We start from the raw sequence: 18,544 nt of genomic DNA, 5'->3' as shown, positions 1-18,544 counted from the left end.
GGCTCAGGCCCCGGCGTTCTCCTCGTGGGCCGCGCGCCACTGCCGTACGACGTCCTCCACGTCGTACGGCTTCAGGCCGAGCGGAGGTCCGGGGGGCGGACGGAACATCATGTCGCGGATCTTGGCGTTGATCGTCTCGACGATGCGGCGGACACTCTGCTCGGACGGAGCCCCCACGGCCGCGGCGAGGGCGTCCTCGGCCTCCTTGCGCAGGGCCAGGGTCGGAGGGAGCACGGCGAGACCTTCGCGGGCCATCTTCCGCTTGACCCACCACAGTTCGTCGTAGGGCTGCTCGACATCGCTCGGCAGGGGCTTGCCCGCGCCCGGCAGCCGGGCGAAGTCACCGCGGGCCTCCGCCTCGCGTATCTGTTTGTCCGTCCAGGACTCGAAGCTCATCCCCGGTGGCTTTCGCTCAGTCATGAGCCCATTGTGCCGGACGGGATACGGCCGGGCGTTTTAGTATGCGGCGGCGGCGCACCGACCCGGCCGCTGCTCAAGTACCTCTCAAGGGGAGCGCACGTGCTCGAACTGACCATGGCCACCGTCTCCGGGGCGGACGCGGGAGCCACGGCCGGAATGCTGATGGCGGACGCGCCCAGCGAGCCCGGCGCGGTGCTGCGGGTGGGCCGCGACAAGTCCGTGTGCCGTCTGGCGACGCCGGAGGACTGGTTGTTCGTCTCGCGGGTGCACCTGGAGTTCAGCTGCGGTGCCGACGGGGTGTGGCAGGTGACCTGGCTGCGCGGTTCGCAGGCGGAGCCGTCGTCGGAGGTACGGCTCGCCATCGGCGAGTACGCGCAGACGATCACCTACGGCGGTACGGTGCGGCTGCCGCGCGGCGGCAACGGCGAGATCGTGGTCCAGGACCGCACCGCGCCGCGCAGCGTCAACGTCGGCTTCTACCACGAGGTCTGACGGGCGGTTCGGCCCCCGCGGCCGACCGGACCGGTTCTCCTGCGCGACCTGACGGGCCGTCGGGGTTACGCCAGTACCCGGGCCAGCGCGAAACCGTCCCAGCCCTTCTCGCCCACCGTCTGCACCGCCGTGCCGGTCAGTCTCGGGTGGGAGGCGATGAGGTCGAGCGCGGCGCGGGTGCCCTGGACGTCGGGCGCGGTGCTGTCGGCGTCGAGGACGCGGCCCCCGCGGACCACGTTGTCGAGGACGATCAGGCTGCCCGCGCGGGTGAGTCGCAGCGCCCACTCCACATAGTGCAAGTTGTTGGCCTTGTCGGCGTCGATGAAGACCAGGTCGAAGGGCGGCGGGTTCTCGTCGGCCAGCCGGGGCAGGGAGTCCAGGGCCGCGCCGACCCGGACCTCGGCGACCTTGTCGAGTCCCGCGCGGGCGAGGTTGCGGGTGGCGATCTCGGCGTTGCGCGGCTCGTACTCCAGGGAGATCAGCCGGCCGTCCTCCGGGAGCGCGCGGGCCAGCCAGATGGTGCTGTAACCGCCGAGCGTGCCGATCTCCAGGATCGTGCGGGCGCCCTGGATCCGGGCGAGGAGGTGCAGCAGCTTGCCCTGGGGCGCGGAGACGGCGATGGGCGGCAGGCCGGCGGCCTCGCTGTCGCGCCGGGCCGCCTGGAGCGCCTCGTCGTCCGGGGAGAGACGAGAGGCGAGGTAGGCGTCGACCGCGTGCCACTGCTCCGACTGACTCATGCGTCCGTGCCCTTTCCTATATTCATTAGAATCCCTAACTAGCTACTCTAACGAATGTAGTGGGCCACCGGTTCCCGCGCCTCTCATTTCACGCCCCCGGCGTTTCCACCGGCCTCCCCGGACGCGGACGCCGACGGGACCGGATCGCGAGCACGGCCACCGCGCCGGCCGCCGTCAGCGCGCCGCCCACCGTCAGCAGCCACGCCGGGACGCCCGCGACCGTGAGCAGCCGGTCCTCGTAGACCACCTCCTGGTACGGGGTGTCCGTCGCCGCCCTGGTCAGCTCGTGGTCGCCGGAGATCCGCGACGGCTCCGGGAACTCCTGTGCCAGGGCGGTCAGATACGGCGTGCCCTGCGCCAGGCGCGCCAGCGGGCCCGCGTCGGCCGTCCAGATCCGCCCGGCGAACGTGACCTGCGGCCGCTCGCCGCCGATCCGCGAGCGCGGCTCCATGCGGTGGTCGGCGAGGACGTACAGGCCCAGCGACTGCGGGGTGGCCGCCAGCCGGGACAGCCGCATCGGGTACACGGGTTCCTCGGCGGCGAAGGTGAGGTGGAGGGGGTCGAGGGCGCCGGTGAGGGCGGAGCCGGTTCCGGACGGGCCGGCGGCGGGGCTCGGCGTACCCGAGGGCGCACCCGAGGCCGTGTCCGGGGCCGGGCTCGACGGCGTACCCGAGGCCGTGTCCGTGGGCGCCCCGGCCGTCGTCTCCGGCGCCAGCCGGACCGCCACGTACTCCCAGCGCATCCGCACATACGGCCGCAGCGCCTCGCGCAGGCGGTCGGGGAAGGTGAAGCCGTTCTCGCGCAGCCAGCCGTCCAGGGCGTCCGGGTCCGTGGCGGTGAGCCGGGCCACGTCGAACGGGCCGAGCCGCTGCCGGCCGACCACGCCCACGCCGGGGGCGGCCCCCTCGGCGGACGGCGGCGCCCCGGCCAGGTCGCCGTCCTCGACGAACGGCCAGTCGCCGTGGCGCGGCCAGAAGTAGTGCCGGTCGCGGTGGACGGGCGCGGTGGCGTCCGCCAGCTCCTCGAAGAGGCCCGGATCGCCCAGCCGTACCGTCGCCCGGTGCGGCACCGGCATGATCCAGGCGGCCCGCCGGGCGTCACCGCTCACGGTCAGCCGCATCACGATCTGCTCCTGGCGCCCGTCCCAGCGCACCACGGACTCCTCGCGGTCCACCCGCACCCGCTGCCGCTCGTCCGGCACCATCGCGCCGCAGCCGCACGCGTACGCCGGTGCCACCAGCTGCGTACCGAGCTGCACGCCGAGCAGCCCCAGGACGAGCGCCAGCAGACGCAGCCGTACGCGCGCGCGTGACCGCCCGAACAGGAAACCGGACATTCCCCCACGCCCTCCGTAGAGCCGACTACGACCTTCGGACGACACACTCGGAAGATCCGGTTCCCGGGAACCCGGCCGCCGTCGGTCCTCGTTCTATCGTCATCCGGACAAAAGGCGGACCGACGTCAGGTGAAGCGGGGACGGCCTGCGTCTGTCTCCGGGGTGGTGCGAGCCCCCTGGGGTTCGCAGAGGCAGCTCATGTACGGGATGTGTGGACGGACGGGGCGGGAGGCCGACGAGGCGTGGCGAATGCGGAGCACAGTGGGCGACCGGCGGAAGCCTTCGGAGCGACAGCCGTCGGCACGGCCCGGACCCGTCTGCGCGCGGCCAGAGTCGGCCTGTGGCTGGTCGCCGCGGTCCTCGGAGTACGGCAGATGGCCGTCGTCGTCGGCTCGCCCGAGGGGGAGCGGCTGACCGACCTGGAGACCTGGGTGGGCCCGGACGGCGTCCTGCACGTCGAGGGCTCGCTCTACGACTCCACCCGGTTCACGGGCACGCCGTTCAGCGGTCTGGTCCTCAAGCCCCTCACCCGTTCGGCGGAACAGGCCCTCGGCTGGTGCTGGACGTTCGGCACGCTGTTACTCGTGGCCGCGCTCGGCCTGATCGCCGCGCGGGCCCTGCCCCAGCCTGCCGGGCGGCGCACCTCGCTGTTCGCCGCGCCCGTGGCGATCTGCCTGCTGATGCTGTCGCTGCCGGTACGCAACACCCTCTGGCTCGGCCAGACCAGCATCATCCCCGTCCTGCTCGTCCTGCTCGGCTGTTTCGCCGTACGCGGTCAGCGGGCCGGCGGCGCCCTGATCGGCCTGGCCGCGGCCCTGCAGCCGACGCTGCTGCTGTTCGCGCCGCTGCTGTGGTTCACCGAGAGACGCAGGGCCGCCGCGTCCGCCGGCGTCACCTTCGCGGCCGTCACGGCACTGGCCTGGGCGGCGATGCCGCACGACTCGTACACCTACTGGGTCCACCACATCGCGGGCGCGGGCCTCGGCGGCAGGGCCGACGACCTCGCCAACCAGTCGCTGCACGGAGCCCTGCTCAGAGCCGGCCTCTCCGGCCCGCTGGAGATCGCCCTGTTCCTGGTGCTCGGCGCCGCCGTCGCCGCCCTCGGCCTGCGCCGGGCGGTGCGCTACGCCCGCGACGGACAGCTGCTGCTCGCCGTGGCGATCACGGGGTGCGCGGCCATCGTCGTGGCGCCCACGGCCTGGCAGCACCAGCTCCTGTGGGTGCTGCTCGGGGTGGTCGGCCGGGTCGGCAAGCGGGCCTCGGACCGCTCTGTGTGGCCGGTGGCCGTCATCCTGGTGATGACCCTGCCGGCGAAGATGATGCTGCCGAACATGGCGGCCCTGCACCCGCTGCGGGACAACATGGTCCTGCTCGCGGCACTGCTCGCGGCGACGGCCCTGCCGTTCCTGTCCCGGACCTCGCCGTACTACCAGGAACCGATCCCCACCCGGTACGCCCCCCAGGCCCCCGCCCGCTGGCGGCACGTCCCCCTGCTGCCGTTCCTGCGCAGGGTGCTCACCCGCCCCAACCTCCTCCTGGAACTGCTCCTCATCCGCGTGACCTACGCCGCCTACCAGCAGGTCCGGCTGGCGGCGACCGGCGGCAGCAACTCGGCGGGCCGGGCGCGGGCGGAGGAGCACGGCGAGCAGATCCTGTCGGTCGAGCGCTTCCTGCACATCGACATCGAGCACGCCGTCAACCACGCCGTCGTGAAGATCGACTGGCTGCGCGACTTCTTCGACTTCTACTACACGTCGTTCCACTTCGCGGTCCCGCTCACGGTCCTCGGCCTCCTCTACTGGCGCCGCCCCGCCGACTACCGCTGGGCCCGCTCCACCATCGGCCTGACCACCCTCCTCGCCCTGGTCGGCTTCTGGCTCTACCCCCTCGCCCCGCCCCGCCTCATGCCCACCCTCGGCATCATCGACACGGTCCACGGCGTCCAGGACTTCTCCCAACCCGACTACGGCACGCTGACCGCCCTCACCAACCAGTACGCCGCCATGCCCTCCCTCCACTTCGGCTGGTCCCTGTGGTGCGGCCTGGTCATCGCCGTCGTCGCCCCGAAGCTCTGGATGAAGGCACTGGGGCTGCTGCATCCCCTGTTCACCGTCTCGGCCATCGTCGCCACCGGCAACCACTGGATCCTCGACGCGGTCGGCGGCGCGGTGGTCGTCCTCGCGGGCTTCGGACTGGCGTACGTGTTCCAGGGGCCCAGAGCACGTACGGCGGTCGCGGCGGCCGAAGAGAAGGAGCGCACAGCGGTGAAGAGCTAGCCGGGGCGGGCTCGGGCGGAGTCACAGACGCTGGATGATCGTGCCGGTGGCCAGAGCGCCGCCCGCGCACATGGTGATCAGGGCGAACTCCTTGTCGGCGCGCTCCAGTTCGTGCAGGGCCGTGGTGATGAGGCGGGCGCCGGTCGCGCCGACCGGGTGGCCCAGGGCTATGCCGCCGCCGTTGACGTTGACCTTGTCCAGGTCCTGCTCGAAGACCTGGGCCCAGCTCAGCACCACGGAGGCGAAGGCTTCGTTGATCTCCACGATGTCGATGTCCCGGAGGGACATGCCTGCCTTCCCCAGGACCGCCTTGGTGGCGTCGATCGGGCCGTCCAGGTGGAAGTGCGGGTCGGCGCCCACCAGGGCCTGGGCGACGATCCGCGCGCGGGGCCTGAGCTTCAGCGCGCGGGCCATCCTCTTCGACGCCCACATGATGGCCGCCGCCCCGTCGGAGATCTGGGACGAGTTGCCCGCGGTGTGGACGGCCGCCGGCATCACCGCTTTGAGCCCGGCCAGGGCCTCCAGGGAGGTGTCGCGGAGGCCCTCGTCCTTGTCGACCAGGCGCCACATGCCCTGACCGGCGTACTGCTCCTCCTCCGTCGTCGGGACCTGGACGGCGAAGGTCTCGCGCTTGAAGCGCTCCTCGGCCCAGGCGGTGGCCGCGCGCTGCTGGGACATCAGGCCCAGGCGGTCGACGTCCTCGCGGGTGAGGCCGCGGCGGTGGGCGATGCGTTCGGCGGCGTGGAACTGGTTGGGGAGGTCGACGTTCCACTCGTCCGGGAAGGGCTTGCCCGGGCCGTGCTTGCTCGCCGAGCCGAGCGGGACGCGGGACATCGACTCCACGCCGCAGGAGATGCCCACGTCGATGACGCCCGCCGCGATCATGTTGGCGGTCATATGGCTTGCCTGCTGGGAGGAGCCGCACTGGGCGTCGACCGTCGTCGCGGCCGTCTCGTAGGGCAGGCCCATGGCCAGCCAGGCCGTGCGTGCGGGGTTCATGGTCTGTTCACCGGCGTGGGTGACGGTGCCGCCGACGATCTGCTCGACGCAGTCGGCGGGGATGCCGGTGCGGCCCAGGAGTTCGCGGTAGGTCTCGCCGAGGAGGTAGGCGGGGTGGAGGTTGGCGAGCGCGCCGCCGCGCTTGCCGATGGGGGTGCGGACGGCTTCCACGATCACGGGTTCGGCGGCCATGGGTGCGGGTCCTCTCGGAGAGGGGGCACAGAACTGGTACGTGTTCTAGTTCCGCTCGTAGTCTGCTGATGTGATGCCGGTCACCGCAAGGGTCTTGCAGGTTGCAGGCGGCCGAACTACCTTCTCCGCACCCTGTATCTGATGAACCGTCAGACAAGTGGTCAGATGGCTGGAGCCGCCGATGCCCTGTCCAGCGCTACCCGACGGGTTCGACTTCACCGACCCCGACCTGCTGCACCACCGAGTGCCCCTGCCGGAGTTCGCCGCGCTACGCCGGGCCGAACCGGTCTGCTGGATCCCGCAGTCGGGCAATGCGGCCGGCTTCCAGGACGAGGGCTACTGGGCCGTGACCCGGCACGCCGACGTCAAATACGTCTCCACGCACCCCGAGGTCTTCTCCTCCACCCTCAACACCGCGGTCATCCGCTTCAACGAGCACATCGAACGCGACCGGATCGACGCCCAGCGGCTGATCCTGCTCAACATGGACCCGCCCGAGCACACCCGTGTACGGCAGATCGTGCAGCGCGGGTTCACGCCCCGGTCGGTCCGGGCGCTGGAGGAGCGGCTGCGCGAGCGGGCGCGGGCGATCGTCGCCGGGGCGCGCGCCAGGGCCGGGGACTTCGACTTCGTCACCGAGGTGGCGTGCGAGCTGCCGCTCCAGGCCATCGCGGAACTGATCGGCGTACCGCAGGACGACCGCGCGAAGATCTTCGAGTGGTCGAACCGGATGATCGCCTACGACGATCCGGAGTACGCCGTGACGGACGAGGTCGGCGCGCAGTCGGCCGCCGAGATCATCGCGTACGCCATGAACATGGCCGCCGAGCGCAAGCGGTGCCCGGCGCAGGACATCGTCTCGACGCTGGTGGCGGCGGAGGACGAGGGGAACCTCGCCTCGGACGAGTTCGGGTTCTTCGTGCTGATGCTGGCGGTGGCGGGCAACGAGACGACCCGCAACGCCATCACGCACGGGATGCACGCCTTCCTCACCCACCCCGAGCAGTGGGAGCTGTTCAAGCGGGAGCGGCCGGGCACGGCCGCGGAGGAGATCGTGCGCTGGGCGACACCCGTCGTCGCCTTCCAGCGCACGGCCACCCAGGACACCGAGCTCGGCGGGAAGCGGATCCGCAAGGGAGACCGGGTCGGCCTCTTCTACGCCTCGGCCAATCACGACCCGGAGGTCTTCGAGCGCCCGGACGACTTCGACATCACCCGTGACCCGAACCCGCACCTCGGGTTCGGCGGGGGCGGACCCCACTTCTGCCTCGGCAAGTCGCTGGCGGTGCTGGAGATCGACCTCATCTTCGACGCGCTCGCGGACGCCATGCCGGGGCTGCGGCTCGTGGGTGAGCCGCGGCGGCTGCGGTCGGCGTGGATCAACGGGGTGAAGGAGCTGCGGGTCAGCGCGCGGTGACGCCGGGGTGCGCGCAAGCGGCGGGTACGCGAGAGCGGCGGCCCCGGGGATCGGGGGCCGCCGCCGTCGTGCGAGCGGTGGGTGGCTGAGCCGGTGGCTCAGTACCAGCCGTTGGCCTGCCAGAAGTTCCAGGCGCCGACCGGGCTGCCGTAGCGGGAGTTCATGTAGTCCAGACCCCACTCGATCTGGGTGGCGGCATTGGTCTTCCAGTCGGAGCCGGCCGAGGCCATCTTGGAGCCGGGCAGGGCCTGGACCAGGCCGTAGGCGCCGGAGGACGGGTTGGTGGCGTCGACGTCCCAGCCGCTCTCGTGCTCGACGATGTTCGCGAATGCCTGGTACTGCGCGGCGTTCGGGATCATCTGCTTCGCGATCGCCTGGGCCTCGGTCTCGGAAGCCATCGGGGCGGCCTGCGCGGGAGCCGCGGAGAGCGCGATGCCGGCGGCGGCGGTGGCCACGGCGGCGGTGGTGAGGGCCTTCTTCGGGGACAGGGCGCGGCGGAAGCGGGCGAAAGACAAGGGAGAACCTTTTCGTCGGGGGCGTTGCGGCCGCTGCACTCCCGTGATGTCCGGGACATGCGTCGGCGCCGAGGCCCGTGGGGCACGTCGGCGCCGTGCGACGTCATCCAGAGAAGCAGGCCCGCCCGGGGTCCGCAATCACCCCTTTTACTAGTGGCGGCCGCATTCGCGCCGAAGGTCGTTTGTGTGATGTGGCTCTCAATCCGCAGGTCAGAGGGCCTAACGATGCGTACATGACAGTCCGTTTTGTCTACTATGTCGACTCGTTGGTGACGTGGGTCATGTGGGGTGCTTCACCCGTTCCCTCACGGCTCGTGGCGACGGGGTCACCGAGCGGGGCCGTCGAATGTGACCGGCGCCTCGAAAGCGGCCCGGCGGGTGCCGCGGCGCAGCGCCTTGAGGATCGTCGGACCGAGGGTGACGGTCAGGACGACCGTGCAGACGGCCCGGCCGAGGTCCCAGCCGAGGGAGGTGGTCACGACGTAGACCAGGAAGCGGGCGAGGTTGGCGAGGGGGCCGGCGTCCGCGTCCGGGGCGATGAGCGCGGCCTCGGGGTTCAGGAAGGGCCAGCCCTGCATGTTCATCACCAGGCCGTAGCCGAAGGAGGCCACCACCCCGTACCCCGCCAGCAGCAGGATCTCCGCCCGGCCGCGCAGCCGGTCCGCGCCCGGCAGAAGCCCCGCGCCCAGCGTGAACCAGCCGAGGGAGAGCATCTGGTACGGCATCCAGGGGCCGACCCCGCCGGTCAGCAGGGACGACGCGAACATCGTGACGCAGCCGAGGACGAAGCCGAAGCCGGGGCCGAGGACTCTGCCGCTGAGCAGCATCAGGAAGAACATCGGCTCCAGGCCGGCGGTGCCCGCGCCGATCGGGCGCAGGGCCGCTCCGGCCGCCGCCAGGACGCCCAGCATCGCCACCGCCTTCGGGCCGAGGCCGGACTCCGCGATCGTCGCCGCCACCACCGCGACCAGCAGGACCAGCAGGCCCGCGAACAGCCAGGGCGCGTCCTGGGCGTGCGCGAACGCGGCCGACTCCGGCGGGGCGAAGAACGGCCAGGTCAGGGCCGCCACGCCGACCGCGCTCACCAGGGTGAGGGCGGTGATCGAGCGGGGGCCCAGGCGGACGGCCCGAGGGCGGCGGCCGTCACCCGCGCCGGCCTTGCCGGTCCTGCCGGTCCTCGCCGTGCCCGCCCTGCCGGTCTCGCCCGTCCTGCTCATGCGAGCGCCTCCCGCACCTGGGCGACCGTGAGCCACTTCTGCGGGGCGAGGATCTTGGCCACCTGCGGGGCGTAGGAGGGGGAGGACATCACCACGTCCGCCGCCGGGCCGTCGGCTATCACCTCGCCGTCGGCGAGCAGCACCACCCGATCGGCCAGCTCGGCCGCCAGTTCCACGTCGTGCGTGGCCAGCACGATCGCGTGGCCCTCGGCGGCCAGGCCGCGCAGCAGGACGACCAGGCGGGCCTTCGCCGCGTAGTCGAGACCGCGGGTCGGCTCGTCGAGCAGCAGGAGAGGAGGGCGGGCGGTGAGGACGACGGCCAGGGCCAGGGAGAGGCGCTGGCCCTCGGAGAGGTCGCGCGGGTGGGTGTCGTCCGCCACGTCCGGCAGCAGCTCCGAGACCAGGGCCCGGCAGGTGCCCGGTTCGGCGCCTGCGTCGCGGTCGGCCTGCGCGCACTCGCCGGCGACCGTGTCGGCGTAGAGGAGGTCGCGCGGCTCCTGCGGGACCAGGCCGACCTTGCGGACCAGTTCGCGGGGCGGTGTGCTGTGCGGGACGGCTCCGCCGGTGCGGACCGTGCCCCGGGCGGGCTCCAGGAGGCCGACCAGGGTGGAGAGCAGCGTGGACTTCCCGGCGCCGTTGCGGCCCATCAGGGCGATCGTCTCGCCGGGGGAGACGGTGAGATCCACGGTGCGCAGCGCGGGGACACGGCCGCGCCGGACGGCGAGCGAGCGGACCTCGGCGACGGGGGACGGGGTGTCGGGGGCCGGGGTGGTGCGGCGGCCCGCGAAGAGGCGACGGGCGCGGGGCAGGACGGCCGGGCGTGCGCCGGCGGCTGCCCGGCCGGTGGCGGTGGCCGCGTCGGGGCGGCGGGGTGCGGGGGTGTGCTCGGCGGGGGGCTGCTCCGGCTGGCGGAGTGCGCGGAGACGCTCGGCGGGCGGCTCCGCGGCCTCCCGGCCGGCCGGCGCCGGCTCCCGCCCGGCCAGCCGCTCCCGCAGGTCCGCCGCCCTGCGGCGGGCGTCGCGGACGGTGAGGGGCAGGGGCGACCAGCCGGCCGTGCGGCCCAGTTCCACGACCGGGGGGAAGACCGGGGAGACGGCCATCACCTCGGCCGGGGTGCCGAGGACCGGCGCGGCGCCCGGCGCGGGGAGCAGGAGGATGCGGTCGGCGTAGTGGATGACGCGCTCCAGGCGGTGCTCGGCCAACAGGATCGTCGTACCGAGGTCGTGCACGAGCCGCTGGAGGACGGCGAGGACCTCCTCCGCGGCGGCCGGGTCGAGGGCGGAGGTCGGCTCGTCCAGGACGAGGACGCTCGGGTGTGCGGTGAGGACGGACCCGATGGCGACCCGCTGCTGCTGGCCCGCGGAGAGGCCGGCGAGGGCGCGGTCGCGCAGCCCCGCCAGGCCCAGGAGGTCGAGGGTCTCCTCCATGCGGCGGCGCATCACGTCGGGCGCGAGGCCCAGGGACTCCATGCCGTAGGCGAGCTCCTCCTCCACGGTGTCCGTCACGAAGTGCGAGCGCGGATCCTGGCCCACCGTGCCGACCACGTCGGCCAGATCGCGCGGCTTGTGCGTACGGGTGTCACGGCCCGCGACCGTGACCCGGCCGCGCAGGGTGCCGCCGGTGAAGTGCGGGACCAGGCCGCCGACCGCGCCGAGGACGGTGGACTTGCCGACCCCGGACGGGCCCACGAGGAGGACGAGTTCGCCCTCGGGCACCTCCAGGTCAACGCCCCGCACGGAGGGCTCGCACGCCCCCTCGTACGTCACGGAGACATCCTCGAAACGGATCACGACGGCTCCTCGGACTTCACGGCGGGTGGCGGGCTGACGAACGCGGGCAGCAGGCCCAGCAGACAGGCCGCCGCGGGCCACAGCGGCAGCTCGGGCGCGACGATCGGGACGACACCCGGATTCAGCACGGCCGGGTCACGGCTCGCGGCCAGCACCAGCAGCGCGGCGACCCCGGCTCCCGAACCGGCGGCCAGCAGGGCCCGTACGTCCCAGCGGTCGGGGCGGTAGCGGGTGCGCGGGGTGCGGCGGCCGCCCAGCACGAGCCCGGCGAGCGCGGCCACGACCCCGGCCAGCAGCACCGGCAGCCCGTAGGTGCCGCCCCCGGCGGTCAGCACGCCGTACGTGCCCGCGCACACGCCCAGCAGCCCGGTCACGGTGAGCGCGGCGGTCGTACGGCGGACCGCTGCCGTCACCCGGACGGTACGGCCGTAACCGCGGGAGTCCATCGCGGCGGCGAGGGCGACCGAGCGCTCCAACGCGCCCTCCAGCACCGGCAGCCCCACGTGCAGCAGGCCGCGCAGGCCCCGGTCGGGGCGGCCGCGCAGCCGGCGGGCGGCGCGCAGCCGCTGCACGTCCGCGACGAGGTTCGGGGCGAAGGTGAGGGCGACGACCACCGCGACGCCCGCCTCGTACAGCGCGCCCGGCAGGGACTTCAGCAGCCGGGAGGGGTTGGCGAGGGCGTTCGCGGCGCCGACGCAGATGAGCAGCGCGGCCATCCGCAGGGCGTCGTAGAGGGCGAACACCACGCCCTCGGCGGTCACCCTGCCGCCCAGGCGGACGCCCTGCGCCCAGTCGGGAAGCGGCAGTTCGGGCAGGCGCAGCAGGACGGTGGTGCCCTGGACGGGCGAGCCGAGGAAGACGGCGAACGCCAGCCGGACGGCGATGACGACCAGCGCCAGCTTCACGAACGCGCCGTACGAACGGGCCCAGGGGGCGTCGGGGCGGCGGACCGCCACGACATACCCGGAGACGGCGACGAGCAGGCCGAGCAGCAGCGGGTTGGTGGTGCGGGAGGCGGCGACGCCCAGCCCGAGCGCCCACAGCCACCACGCACCGGGGTGCAGCGGCCTGCCGTCACGCACGGCGGCGTGCCTGCCAGAGCGCCGCCGCGCCGAGCAGCACGACCACGCCGATCCCGCCGATCAGGCCGAGGGAGGGCCCGCTGCCGGTGTCCTTCCGCTCGCCCTCGGGGGACGTGTCACCGGCGGACACCTGCTCTCCGCAGCCCTGGCGCGGGTAGCCCGCGATGGCGCACAGCAGGGCGTTGGTGTCGTAGCGCAGCGGCTTGGCCACGGTGGCCAGGGCCTCGGCGGTCGTCGCGTCGTCGGGGACGCTCGCGCACACCCTGCGGGCGGGCGGCGGTGTCTCGCCGGAGGGGGCGTCGGCGGGCGTACCGAAGTCGAGGACGAGGGCGACGCGCTTCTTGCCCTGGCGGGCCGGGGTGTCCGCGCAGATCGCCGCGAAGTCGGCGGTGCCGCGCGGCTGGTCGGCGTCCTGGGAGTCCTCGCTGACCGCGAACCGGAAGCCCTGCACGTCCCCGTCGGAGGGGCGGGCGGTGGCAGGGCCCTGGGTGGCGTAGACCCAGCGGGAGCCGTCGCGGTCCCAGAACGACCAGTAGCGGTAGCCGGCGGCGTGGGCGGGTACGGCCGCACCCGCGAACAGCAGCGCGGCCAGCAGCGCGAGGAGGGTACGGCGGATCACGGCTGGGGCTTCTTGCGGGCGCTGATCAGGAAGCCGATGCCGATGCCGCCGACGAGGCCGACGCCGATGATCCACCAGACGCTGACACCCTCGCCGTCGTCGTCCTTCTGGTCCTCCTTCTTCGTGGGGGACGTGTCGGGGGACTTCGAGGGACTGTCCTGCGCCGCGGGCGCCGGGCCGGTGGCGTTGAGCAGGGCGACCAGGTCCGCGCCGCCGAAGTCGCGCGGGTCGAGGCCGGCGGCACGGGCGGCGAGGACGAGCTGGGCGTAGGCGGCGGGGCCGGACTGCTCGGCCCACTTCAGGGCGTTGGCCTCCAGCCAGCGGGCGGAGGCGGTGGCCTCCTTGCCGAACCCGGCGGCGGCGAGGGCGACGACCGCGTCGGCGGTGTTGCCGTAGTCGGGCTGGGCCTCGGCGCCGGGCATGGCGGACTTCAGGTGCTTGTCCTCGGCCAGGGACCGGACGAGCCAGGAGGCGCCGTTGAAGGCGGTGTCGACGACGGCGTCGTCCGGGGAGCCGGGCTTCGTGCAGGCGGGCTCGGACTGCGCGTCGCCGGGCTCCTGCCCGCCGCCCAGGGGGTTGCCGATCAGGGCGGTGACGGCCGCGGCGGTGGCGTCCGCGTTGGCGGCGAGCCCGCCCTTCTTGTCCGGCTGGTAGGCGAAGGCGCCCGCGTCCTTGCCGGTGCAGGGCAGGGCGAGCTTCAGGAGGGCGTCGTACGGGGACTTGCCGTTCTTGCGGACCTTGCTGCTGCCGGACTCGTCGGCGACGTCGAGCGCCCCGATGACCACGGAGGTGGAGTTCGCGTCGCTGGGGCCGCCCGGCGTGTAGCCCCAGCCGCCGTCCGTGTTCTGCACCGACTTCAGCCAGGTGACGGCCTTGGCCGTGGCGGCCTTCGCGTCCTTGCGGCCGGGGACGCCGGCGAGGGCCTGGACGGCGGCGGCCGTGCTGTTGGTGTCGACCATCGTCCTGGCGTCGCAGGGCTTGCCCGGCTCGGCGCGGAACGCGGCGAACGCGCCGTTGGCGCACTGCTGTCCGGCCAGCCAGTCGACGGCCTTCTTCGCGGGCGTCACGCCCTGGTCCAGCTGGGCCAGGATCGCCAGCGACTGCCGCCAGACGCCGTCGTAGGTCGGGTCGCCGGTCCCGTACAGCCCGTCGGGGAGCTGCACCGACGGCGACGGCGAGGGGGATGCGACGGCGGGCGTGGCGGTGCCGAGTACGGCGACGGCGGCCAGGGCCGCGGCGCTGCGGCGGACGTTCATGATCGGCGGGTGCCTCTCCCCTAGGGGAGCCGGACAGCACGGGAGGACCCCGGGCGGCTCGGCTCCGTAGACCTCGACGGTGCGTGAGCCGTTTCACGTACGTACCGGGCGATCCGGCTCGCCGGCCCTCGTCGGGCAATGGCTCACGGTTGCGGGTCAGCGCCGGATTTGCACCGGCTTCCCCCTGTACGCGTGTGATGACGACGCGGCCACTTTACCGGCCCGTACGGAACGGGCCGAGGGCGTGGGTGCCGCGCCGGGTCCGCCGGGGCTCATGACGACGCGGCGATGTACGCGACCGGCTCGCTGCCCGGCACCGGCTCCGCGCGGCCCTGCTTGACCAGGTGGCGCAGGTGGGCCTCGGCCTCGGAGACGGCGATGGTGCGGGAGGCGTGGGGGAGTTGCGCCCAGGGGCGGTTCCAGTCCATGCGCTCGGCCAGCTGCCAGGGGGTCAGGGGCCGGTCGAGGAGGCGGAGGAGGCCGGTGAGGCGGGCCTCGTGGTGGGCGAGGAGCCGGTCGACTCGGGAGGCCGCGCCGGTGAAGGCGTGCTGGTGGGCGGGGAGGATCTCGGCGGGGGCGAGGCGGGCGACGCGTTCGAGGGAGTCGAGGTAGTCGCCGAGCGGATCGGTGACGACGGTGTCGTCCGGGTCCTCGTAGAGACCGATGTGCGGGGTGATGCCGGGGAGCAGATGGTCGCCGGAGAAGAGGCGGCCGCGGCCGGGGAGACCGGCCGGGTGGCGCTCCTCCAGGTGGAGGCAGACATGGCCGGGGGTGTGTCCGGGCGTCCAGATCGCCCGCAGCCGGCGGCCGGGGAGCGGAAGCGGCTCGCCGGGGACGATGTCGCGGTCGGGCAGGGCGGGGGCGAGGCCGGGGAGCGTGCCGCGGGCCGTGCGCAGGGGGGCCGCATGGGTCTCGGGGGCGCCGGCCGCGGTGAGCTTGGCGGCCATGTAGGCGTACCAGTGCTCGGGGCGGCTCGCACGGGTGCGGCGTACGACGTCGGTGTCGGCCGGGTGCATCGCCACCCAGGCACCGGACGCCTCGCGCACCCGCCCGGACAGACCGTGGTGGTCGGGGTGGTGGTGGGTGACGACGACGCCGTGCAGCTCGGCGACCGAGGTGCCGCACGCCGTCAGGCCGCGGGTCAGCGCGGACCAGGACGCCGGGTCGTCCCAGCCGGTGTCGACCAGCACCGGGCCGCGGTCGCTGTCGACGACGTAGACCAGAGTGTGCCCCAGGGGGTTGTCCGGGATCGGCACCTCGATCGACCGTACGCCCCCGCCGTGATCGAACGTCCGCGTCATGGCCATACCTGACGGTACGTCAGACGTCCTGGGCGGGTCCACACGGCGGCGACCCCGCCCTGCTGCGTCGGCTGCGCGGGGCGGGGTCGGGAGTGCCGTCGGCTACGGCCGGATCACGGGTCGATGTCCAGCGTGCAGGTGTAGATGCCCGGCTTGAGGCCGGTCATCGTGAGGTTCGCCGGGTCGGTGTAGGCACCGCTGTTGCCGACGACCGTCGTGCCCTTGCGGCACACGATCTTGGAGTTGATCTCGCCCGGCTGCTGCCCGGTGACGGTGATGTCGACGTCGGCGAGCGGCTTGTTCACGAAGGTGGCGCGACCGGTGGACGTGCCCGCGGGCCGGTTGCCGTTGCAGTCCGTGCCGGGGACGACCGTGACGGTCTTCGTGGTGGTGTCGCGGGCGTATCCGGGGGGAGCCTGGGTCTCGGAGACCGTGTAGTTGCCGGGACGCAGACCCGAGATGCACACCACGCCGGTGGCGGGGTCCTCGTCGGGCACCTCGCCCATCGGGGTGTTCTGGGTGTCGGTCACCGTCTCGGTCGGCAGGCTCGGCCCGTTGACCGCGAACTTCGCGCCCTCGGCGAGGACGGAGCCGCCCTTGCTGCTGTTCTTGTTGATCTGCAGGGCGCCGGGCTTGACCTCGTCGAAGCAGAACGAGACGTGGCTGAGGCCGAAGAACTTGTTGTTCCTGTCGTTGACCGGCGCGTGCAGGTACGAGTCGTTGGCGTTGCCGCCCGGACGGTAGTCGTAGAAGTTGGCGTTCGGACCGCCCTTGACCACGACACCCACGGGGATGAGGTCACCCGTGACGTTGTAGCGGAACACCGGCCCCCGCAGGGTGCTGGAGACGGTGACGTCCAGCAGCCCGGTGAGCATCTCGCCCGTGTCGGGGTCGGTGTAGGACACGGGGAAGTCCGTCACGCTGACGACCGGCTCGTGCTTGTGCTCGAACAGGAAGTCTTCCGGGTTCAGTACGTCGGCGCAGGTCACGTTGCCCAGCTTCAGGACGGGCTGTTCGCCGTCCCCGCTCGGCGGACCCGCCGTGTCGGCCACCGCCGTCCCGGCGAAGGAGACCGACATCGCGGTCGCCATGCCGACGGCGATGAGGGAGGACCGGCAGCGCGCGCCCAGCGACCTGGATCTGGCCGGCTGGGACCGGGCAGTTGCTCTCATAGGGATGGCTCCACCTCGTTGGTGTTCGGCTCGGGGGCTTTCACCCGAAGCCGAGTATTCGAACCGTTCGGCACGAATCGCGTGCAGCCACACCAGGGACTACGCCGACCAGACGCAGGGACCGCCCGGAAAGCTCTGTGAAGAGCATATTTTCGCGGTGGCGGTCCGTTCGGCCGTGGCCCTGGCCTAGTGGAACTAGAACTGGTATCAGTTCTCCACACCGATTCTGAAACATCGTCAGAAATGGTTGCCCAGGGAGGCGTTCGGCCATGGCGGAGCTCGTGGAGCACGGACAGCTTTTCATCGGCGGGGAATGGACCGACCCGCTCGGCCGGGACGTCATCGAGGTGATCTCCCCGCACACCGAGGAGATCATCGGACGGGTCCCGCACGCCTCACGGGCGGACGTGGACCGGGCGGTGGCGGTGGCGCGCCGGGCGTTCGACGAGGGGCCCTGGCCCCGGCTGCCGCTCCAGGAGCGGATCGCGGTGGTCACCCGGATCAAGGACGGCATCGCCGCGCGGCACGAGGAACTCGCGCGCGTGATCACCGCCGAGAACGGGTCCCCGTACTCCTGGAGCGTCCTCGCCCAGGCGCTTGGCGCGATGATGGTGTGGGATGCGGCGATCAGGGTGGCGCGGGACTTCTGCCACGAGGAGCGGCGCGAGGGAGTGCTGGGCCGGATCCTGGTGCGGCGCGAGCCGGTCGGGGTGGTCACGGCCGTGGTCCCCTGGAACGTCCCGCAGTTCGTGGCGGCCGCCAAGCTCGCGCCGGCGCTGCTCGCCGGCTGCACGGCGGTGCTCAAGCCGTCCCCGGAGGCGCCCCTGGACGCGTACGTCCTGGGTGAGATCGTCCGCGAGGCGGGGCTGCCGGAGGGCGTGCTGTCGATCCTGCCGGCCGACCGGGAGGTCGGCGAGTACCTGGTCGGGCACCCGGACGTGGACAAGGTCTCCTTCACCGGGTCGGTGGCGGCCGGCCGCCGGGTGATGGAGGTGGCGGCGCGGAATCTGACGCGGGTCACGCTGGAGCTGGGCGGCAAGTCGGCGGCGGTGGTGCTGCCGGACGCGGACGTGGAGACGGCCGTGGCCGGGATCGTCCCGGCGGCCTGGATGAACAACGGACAGGCGTGCGTGGCCCAGACCCGCATCCTGCTGCCGCGCTCGCGCTACGAGGAGTTCGCCGAGGCCCTTGCGGCGGCGGCGGGCGCGCTGCGGGTGGGCGACCCGATGGACCCGGCGACACAGGTCGGCCCCCTCGTGGCGCGGCGCCAGCAGCGGCGGAGCCTGGACTACATACGGATCGGGCAGGAGGAGGGCGCCAAGGTGCTCGCGGGCGGCGGGCGCCCGGCGGGGCTGGAGCGGGGCTGGTACGTCGAGCCCACGCTCTTCGGCGACGTCGACAACTCCATGCGCATCGCCCGCGAGGAGATCTTCGGGCCGGTGATCTGCCTGCTCGCCTACGGCGACGAGGCGGAGGCGGTCCGGATCGCGAACGACTCCGACTACGGGCTCAGCGGCAGTGTGTGGACGGGGGACGTGCAGCGGGGCGTGGAGGTGGCGCGGCGGGTCCGGACGGGGACGTACTCCGTCAACACCTTCAGCCTCGACATGCTCGGGCCGTTCGGGGGCTACAAGAACAGCGGGCTGGGCAGGGAGTTCGGGCCCGAGGGGTACGGCGAGTATCTGGAGCACAAGATGATCCACCTCCCGGCGGGGGCCTGAGC

The 18,544-nt window shown here is 73.0% G+C and carries 16 protein-coding genes and 1 riboswitch; of the genes, 4 read left to right on the top strand and 12 right to left on the bottom strand.

From position 1 onward, the window contains the following. Positions 1-3 precede the first annotated feature (3 nt). A complete protein-coding gene (locus ACSU6M_RS10420; RefSeq protein WP_437068967.1) occupies positions 4-420 on the bottom strand; it encodes a DUF1992 domain-containing protein in 417 nt (138 codons plus the stop codon). Between the two features lie 99 nt (positions 421-519). On the opposite strand from ACSU6M_RS10420, the gene ACSU6M_RS10415 reads away from it, so the two are divergent. After that, positions 520-912 carry a hypothetical protein gene (locus tag ACSU6M_RS10415; RefSeq protein ID WP_437068965.1) on the top strand — a complete coding sequence of 131 codons (393 nt, stop codon included), beginning with the start codon at positions 520-522 and terminating at the stop codon, positions 910-912. Between the two features lie 65 nt (positions 913-977). Here the strand turns inward: ACSU6M_RS10415 and ACSU6M_RS10410 are convergent, their stop codons facing one another. Then, positions 978-1,649: an O-methyltransferase gene (locus ACSU6M_RS10410; RefSeq protein WP_437068963.1), complete on the bottom strand. Its 672-nt coding sequence runs from the start codon at positions 1,647-1,649 to the stop codon at positions 978-980. Between the two features lie 88 nt (positions 1,650-1,737). Next, positions 1,738-2,985 carry a DUF2330 domain-containing protein gene (locus tag ACSU6M_RS10405; RefSeq protein WP_437068961.1) on the bottom strand — a complete coding sequence of 416 codons (1,248 nt, stop codon included), beginning with the start codon at positions 2,983-2,985 and terminating at the stop codon, positions 1,738-1,740. A gap of 242 nt (positions 2,986-3,227) precedes the next feature. On the opposite strand from ACSU6M_RS10405, the gene ACSU6M_RS10400 reads away from it, so the two are divergent. Further along, positions 3,228-5,261, top strand: coding sequence for a bifunctional glycosyltransferase 87/phosphatase PAP2 family protein (locus ACSU6M_RS10400; protein WP_437068960.1), 2,034 nt, complete (start codon positions 3,228-3,230; stop codon positions 5,259-5,261). Positions 5,262-5,282: 21 nt separating this feature from the next. On the opposite strand, the gene ACSU6M_RS10395 is transcribed toward ACSU6M_RS10400, so the two are convergent. Then, the gene (locus ACSU6M_RS10395; RefSeq protein WP_437068958.1) at positions 5,283-6,452 is read right to left on the bottom strand and encodes a steroid 3-ketoacyl-CoA thiolase; all 1,170 of its coding nucleotides are present in this window, start codon (positions 6,450-6,452) and stop codon (positions 5,283-5,285) included. Positions 6,453-6,633: 181 nt separating this feature from the next. Here ACSU6M_RS10395 and ACSU6M_RS10390 point away from each other — a divergent pair, with 181 nt between their 5' ends. Further along, positions 6,634-7,869 (top strand): cytochrome P450, encoded by a 1,236-nt coding sequence (locus ACSU6M_RS10390; protein ID WP_437068956.1) that lies wholly within the window; start codon positions 6,634-6,636, stop codon positions 7,867-7,869. A 98-nt stretch (positions 7,870-7,967) separates the two neighbouring features. Here ACSU6M_RS10390 and ACSU6M_RS10385 read toward each other — a convergent pair whose 3' ends face one another. The 8 genes from ACSU6M_RS10385 to ACSU6M_RS10350 form a co-directional block, all read right to left on the bottom strand. After that, entirely contained in the window at positions 7,968-8,384 is a 417-nt protein-coding gene (locus ACSU6M_RS10385) for a transglycosylase SLT domain-containing protein (protein WP_437068954.1), read from the bottom strand. Between the two features lie 326 nt (positions 8,385-8,710). Continuing rightward, on the bottom strand, positions 8,711-9,601 hold the full coding sequence (locus ACSU6M_RS10380) for an ECF transporter S component (RefSeq protein ID WP_437068952.1): 891 nt from the start codon (positions 9,599-9,601) through the stop codon (positions 8,711-8,713). Next, a complete protein-coding gene (locus ACSU6M_RS10375; RefSeq protein ID WP_437068950.1) occupies positions 9,598-11,391 on the bottom strand; it encodes an ABC transporter ATP-binding protein in 1,794 nt (597 codons plus the stop codon). Before ACSU6M_RS10375 ends, ACSU6M_RS10380 begins: the two co-directional genes overlap by 4 nt. Then, positions 11,388-12,473: an energy-coupling factor transporter transmembrane component T gene (locus tag ACSU6M_RS10370; RefSeq protein ID WP_437068949.1), complete on the bottom strand. Its 1,086-nt coding sequence runs from the start codon at positions 12,471-12,473 to the stop codon at positions 11,388-11,390. Before ACSU6M_RS10370 ends, ACSU6M_RS10375 begins: the two co-directional genes overlap by 4 nt. Beyond that, the gene (locus tag ACSU6M_RS10365) at positions 12,466-13,092 is read right to left on the bottom strand and encodes an SCO2322 family protein (protein ID WP_437068948.1); all 627 of its coding nucleotides are present in this window, start codon (positions 13,090-13,092) and stop codon (positions 12,466-12,468) included. Before ACSU6M_RS10365 ends, ACSU6M_RS10370 begins: the two co-directional genes overlap by 8 nt. Further along, complete coding sequence (locus ACSU6M_RS10360) at positions 13,089-14,348, bottom strand: prenyltransferase/squalene oxidase repeat-containing protein (RefSeq protein ID WP_437068947.1); 1,260 nt, start codon at positions 14,346-14,348, stop codon at positions 13,089-13,091. The genes ACSU6M_RS10365 and ACSU6M_RS10360 overlap by 4 nt, the downstream gene beginning before the upstream one ends. 86 nt (positions 14,349-14,434) lie before the next feature. After that, positions 14,435-14,577, bottom strand: a riboswitch (cobalamin riboswitch). A gap of 43 nt (positions 14,578-14,620) precedes the next feature. Beyond that, positions 14,621-15,649 carry an MBL fold metallo-hydrolase gene (locus tag ACSU6M_RS10355; RefSeq protein ID WP_437068945.1) on the bottom strand — a complete coding sequence of 343 codons (1,029 nt, stop codon included), beginning with the start codon at positions 15,647-15,649 and terminating at the stop codon, positions 14,621-14,623. 113 nt (positions 15,650-15,762) lie between these two features. Further along, positions 15,763-16,821, bottom strand: coding sequence for a prealbumin-like fold domain-containing protein (locus tag ACSU6M_RS10350; RefSeq protein ID WP_437068944.1), 1,059 nt, complete (start codon positions 16,819-16,821; stop codon positions 15,763-15,765). A 269-nt stretch (positions 16,822-17,090) separates the two neighbouring features. Here ACSU6M_RS10350 and ACSU6M_RS10345 point away from each other — a divergent pair, with 269 nt between their 5' ends. Further along, complete coding sequence (locus ACSU6M_RS10345; protein ID WP_437068942.1) at positions 17,091-18,542, top strand: aldehyde dehydrogenase; 1,452 nt, start codon at positions 17,091-17,093, stop codon at positions 18,540-18,542. Positions 18,543-18,544: the final 2 nt, after the last annotated feature.

The sequence above is a fragment of the Streptomyces sp. enrichment culture genome (assembly GCF_964272895.1).
GTDB lineage: Bacteria > Actinomycetota > Actinomycetes > Streptomycetales > Streptomycetaceae > Streptomyces.
The sequence above is the reverse complement of the archived record's forward strand: the minus strand, read 5'-3'. Positions and strand labels throughout refer to the sequence as shown.

Bases quoted from the DNA above. Each gene is read 5' to 3' on its own strand.
- ACSU6M_RS10360 (WP_437068947.1), bottom strand. From the start codon at position 14,348: ATGAACGTCCGCCGCAGCGCCGCGGCCCTGGCCGCCGTCGCCGTACTC.
- ACSU6M_RS10345 (WP_437068942.1), top strand. From the start codon at position 17,091: ATGGCGGAGCTCGTGGAGCACGGACAGCTTTTCATCGGCGGGGAATGG.
- ACSU6M_RS10420 (WP_437068967.1), bottom strand. From the start codon at position 420: ATGACTGAGCGAAAGCCACCGGGGATGAGCTTCGAGTCCTGGACGGAC.
- ACSU6M_RS10395 (WP_437068958.1), bottom strand. From the start codon at position 6,452: ATGGCCGCCGAACCCGTGATCGTGGAAGCCGTCCGCACCCCCATCGGC.
- ACSU6M_RS10390 (WP_437068956.1), top strand. From the start codon at position 6,634: ATGCCCTGTCCAGCGCTACCCGACGGGTTCGACTTCACCGACCCCGAC.
- ACSU6M_RS10355 (WP_437068945.1), bottom strand. From the start codon at position 15,649: ATGACGCGGACGTTCGATCACGGCGGGGGCGTACGGTCGATCGAGGTG.
- ACSU6M_RS10350 (WP_437068944.1), bottom strand. From the start codon at position 16,821: ATGAGAGCAACTGCCCGGTCCCAGCCGGCCAGATCCAGGTCGCTGGGC.
- ACSU6M_RS10410 (WP_437068963.1), bottom strand. From the start codon at position 1,649: ATGAGTCAGTCGGAGCAGTGGCACGCGGTCGACGCCTACCTCGCCTCT.
- ACSU6M_RS10405 (WP_437068961.1), bottom strand. From the start codon at position 2,985: ATGTCCGGTTTCCTGTTCGGGCGGTCACGCGCGCGCGTACGGCTGCGT.
- ACSU6M_RS10380 (WP_437068952.1), bottom strand. From the start codon at position 9,601: ATGAGCAGGACGGGCGAGACCGGCAGGGCGGGCACGGCGAGGACCGGC.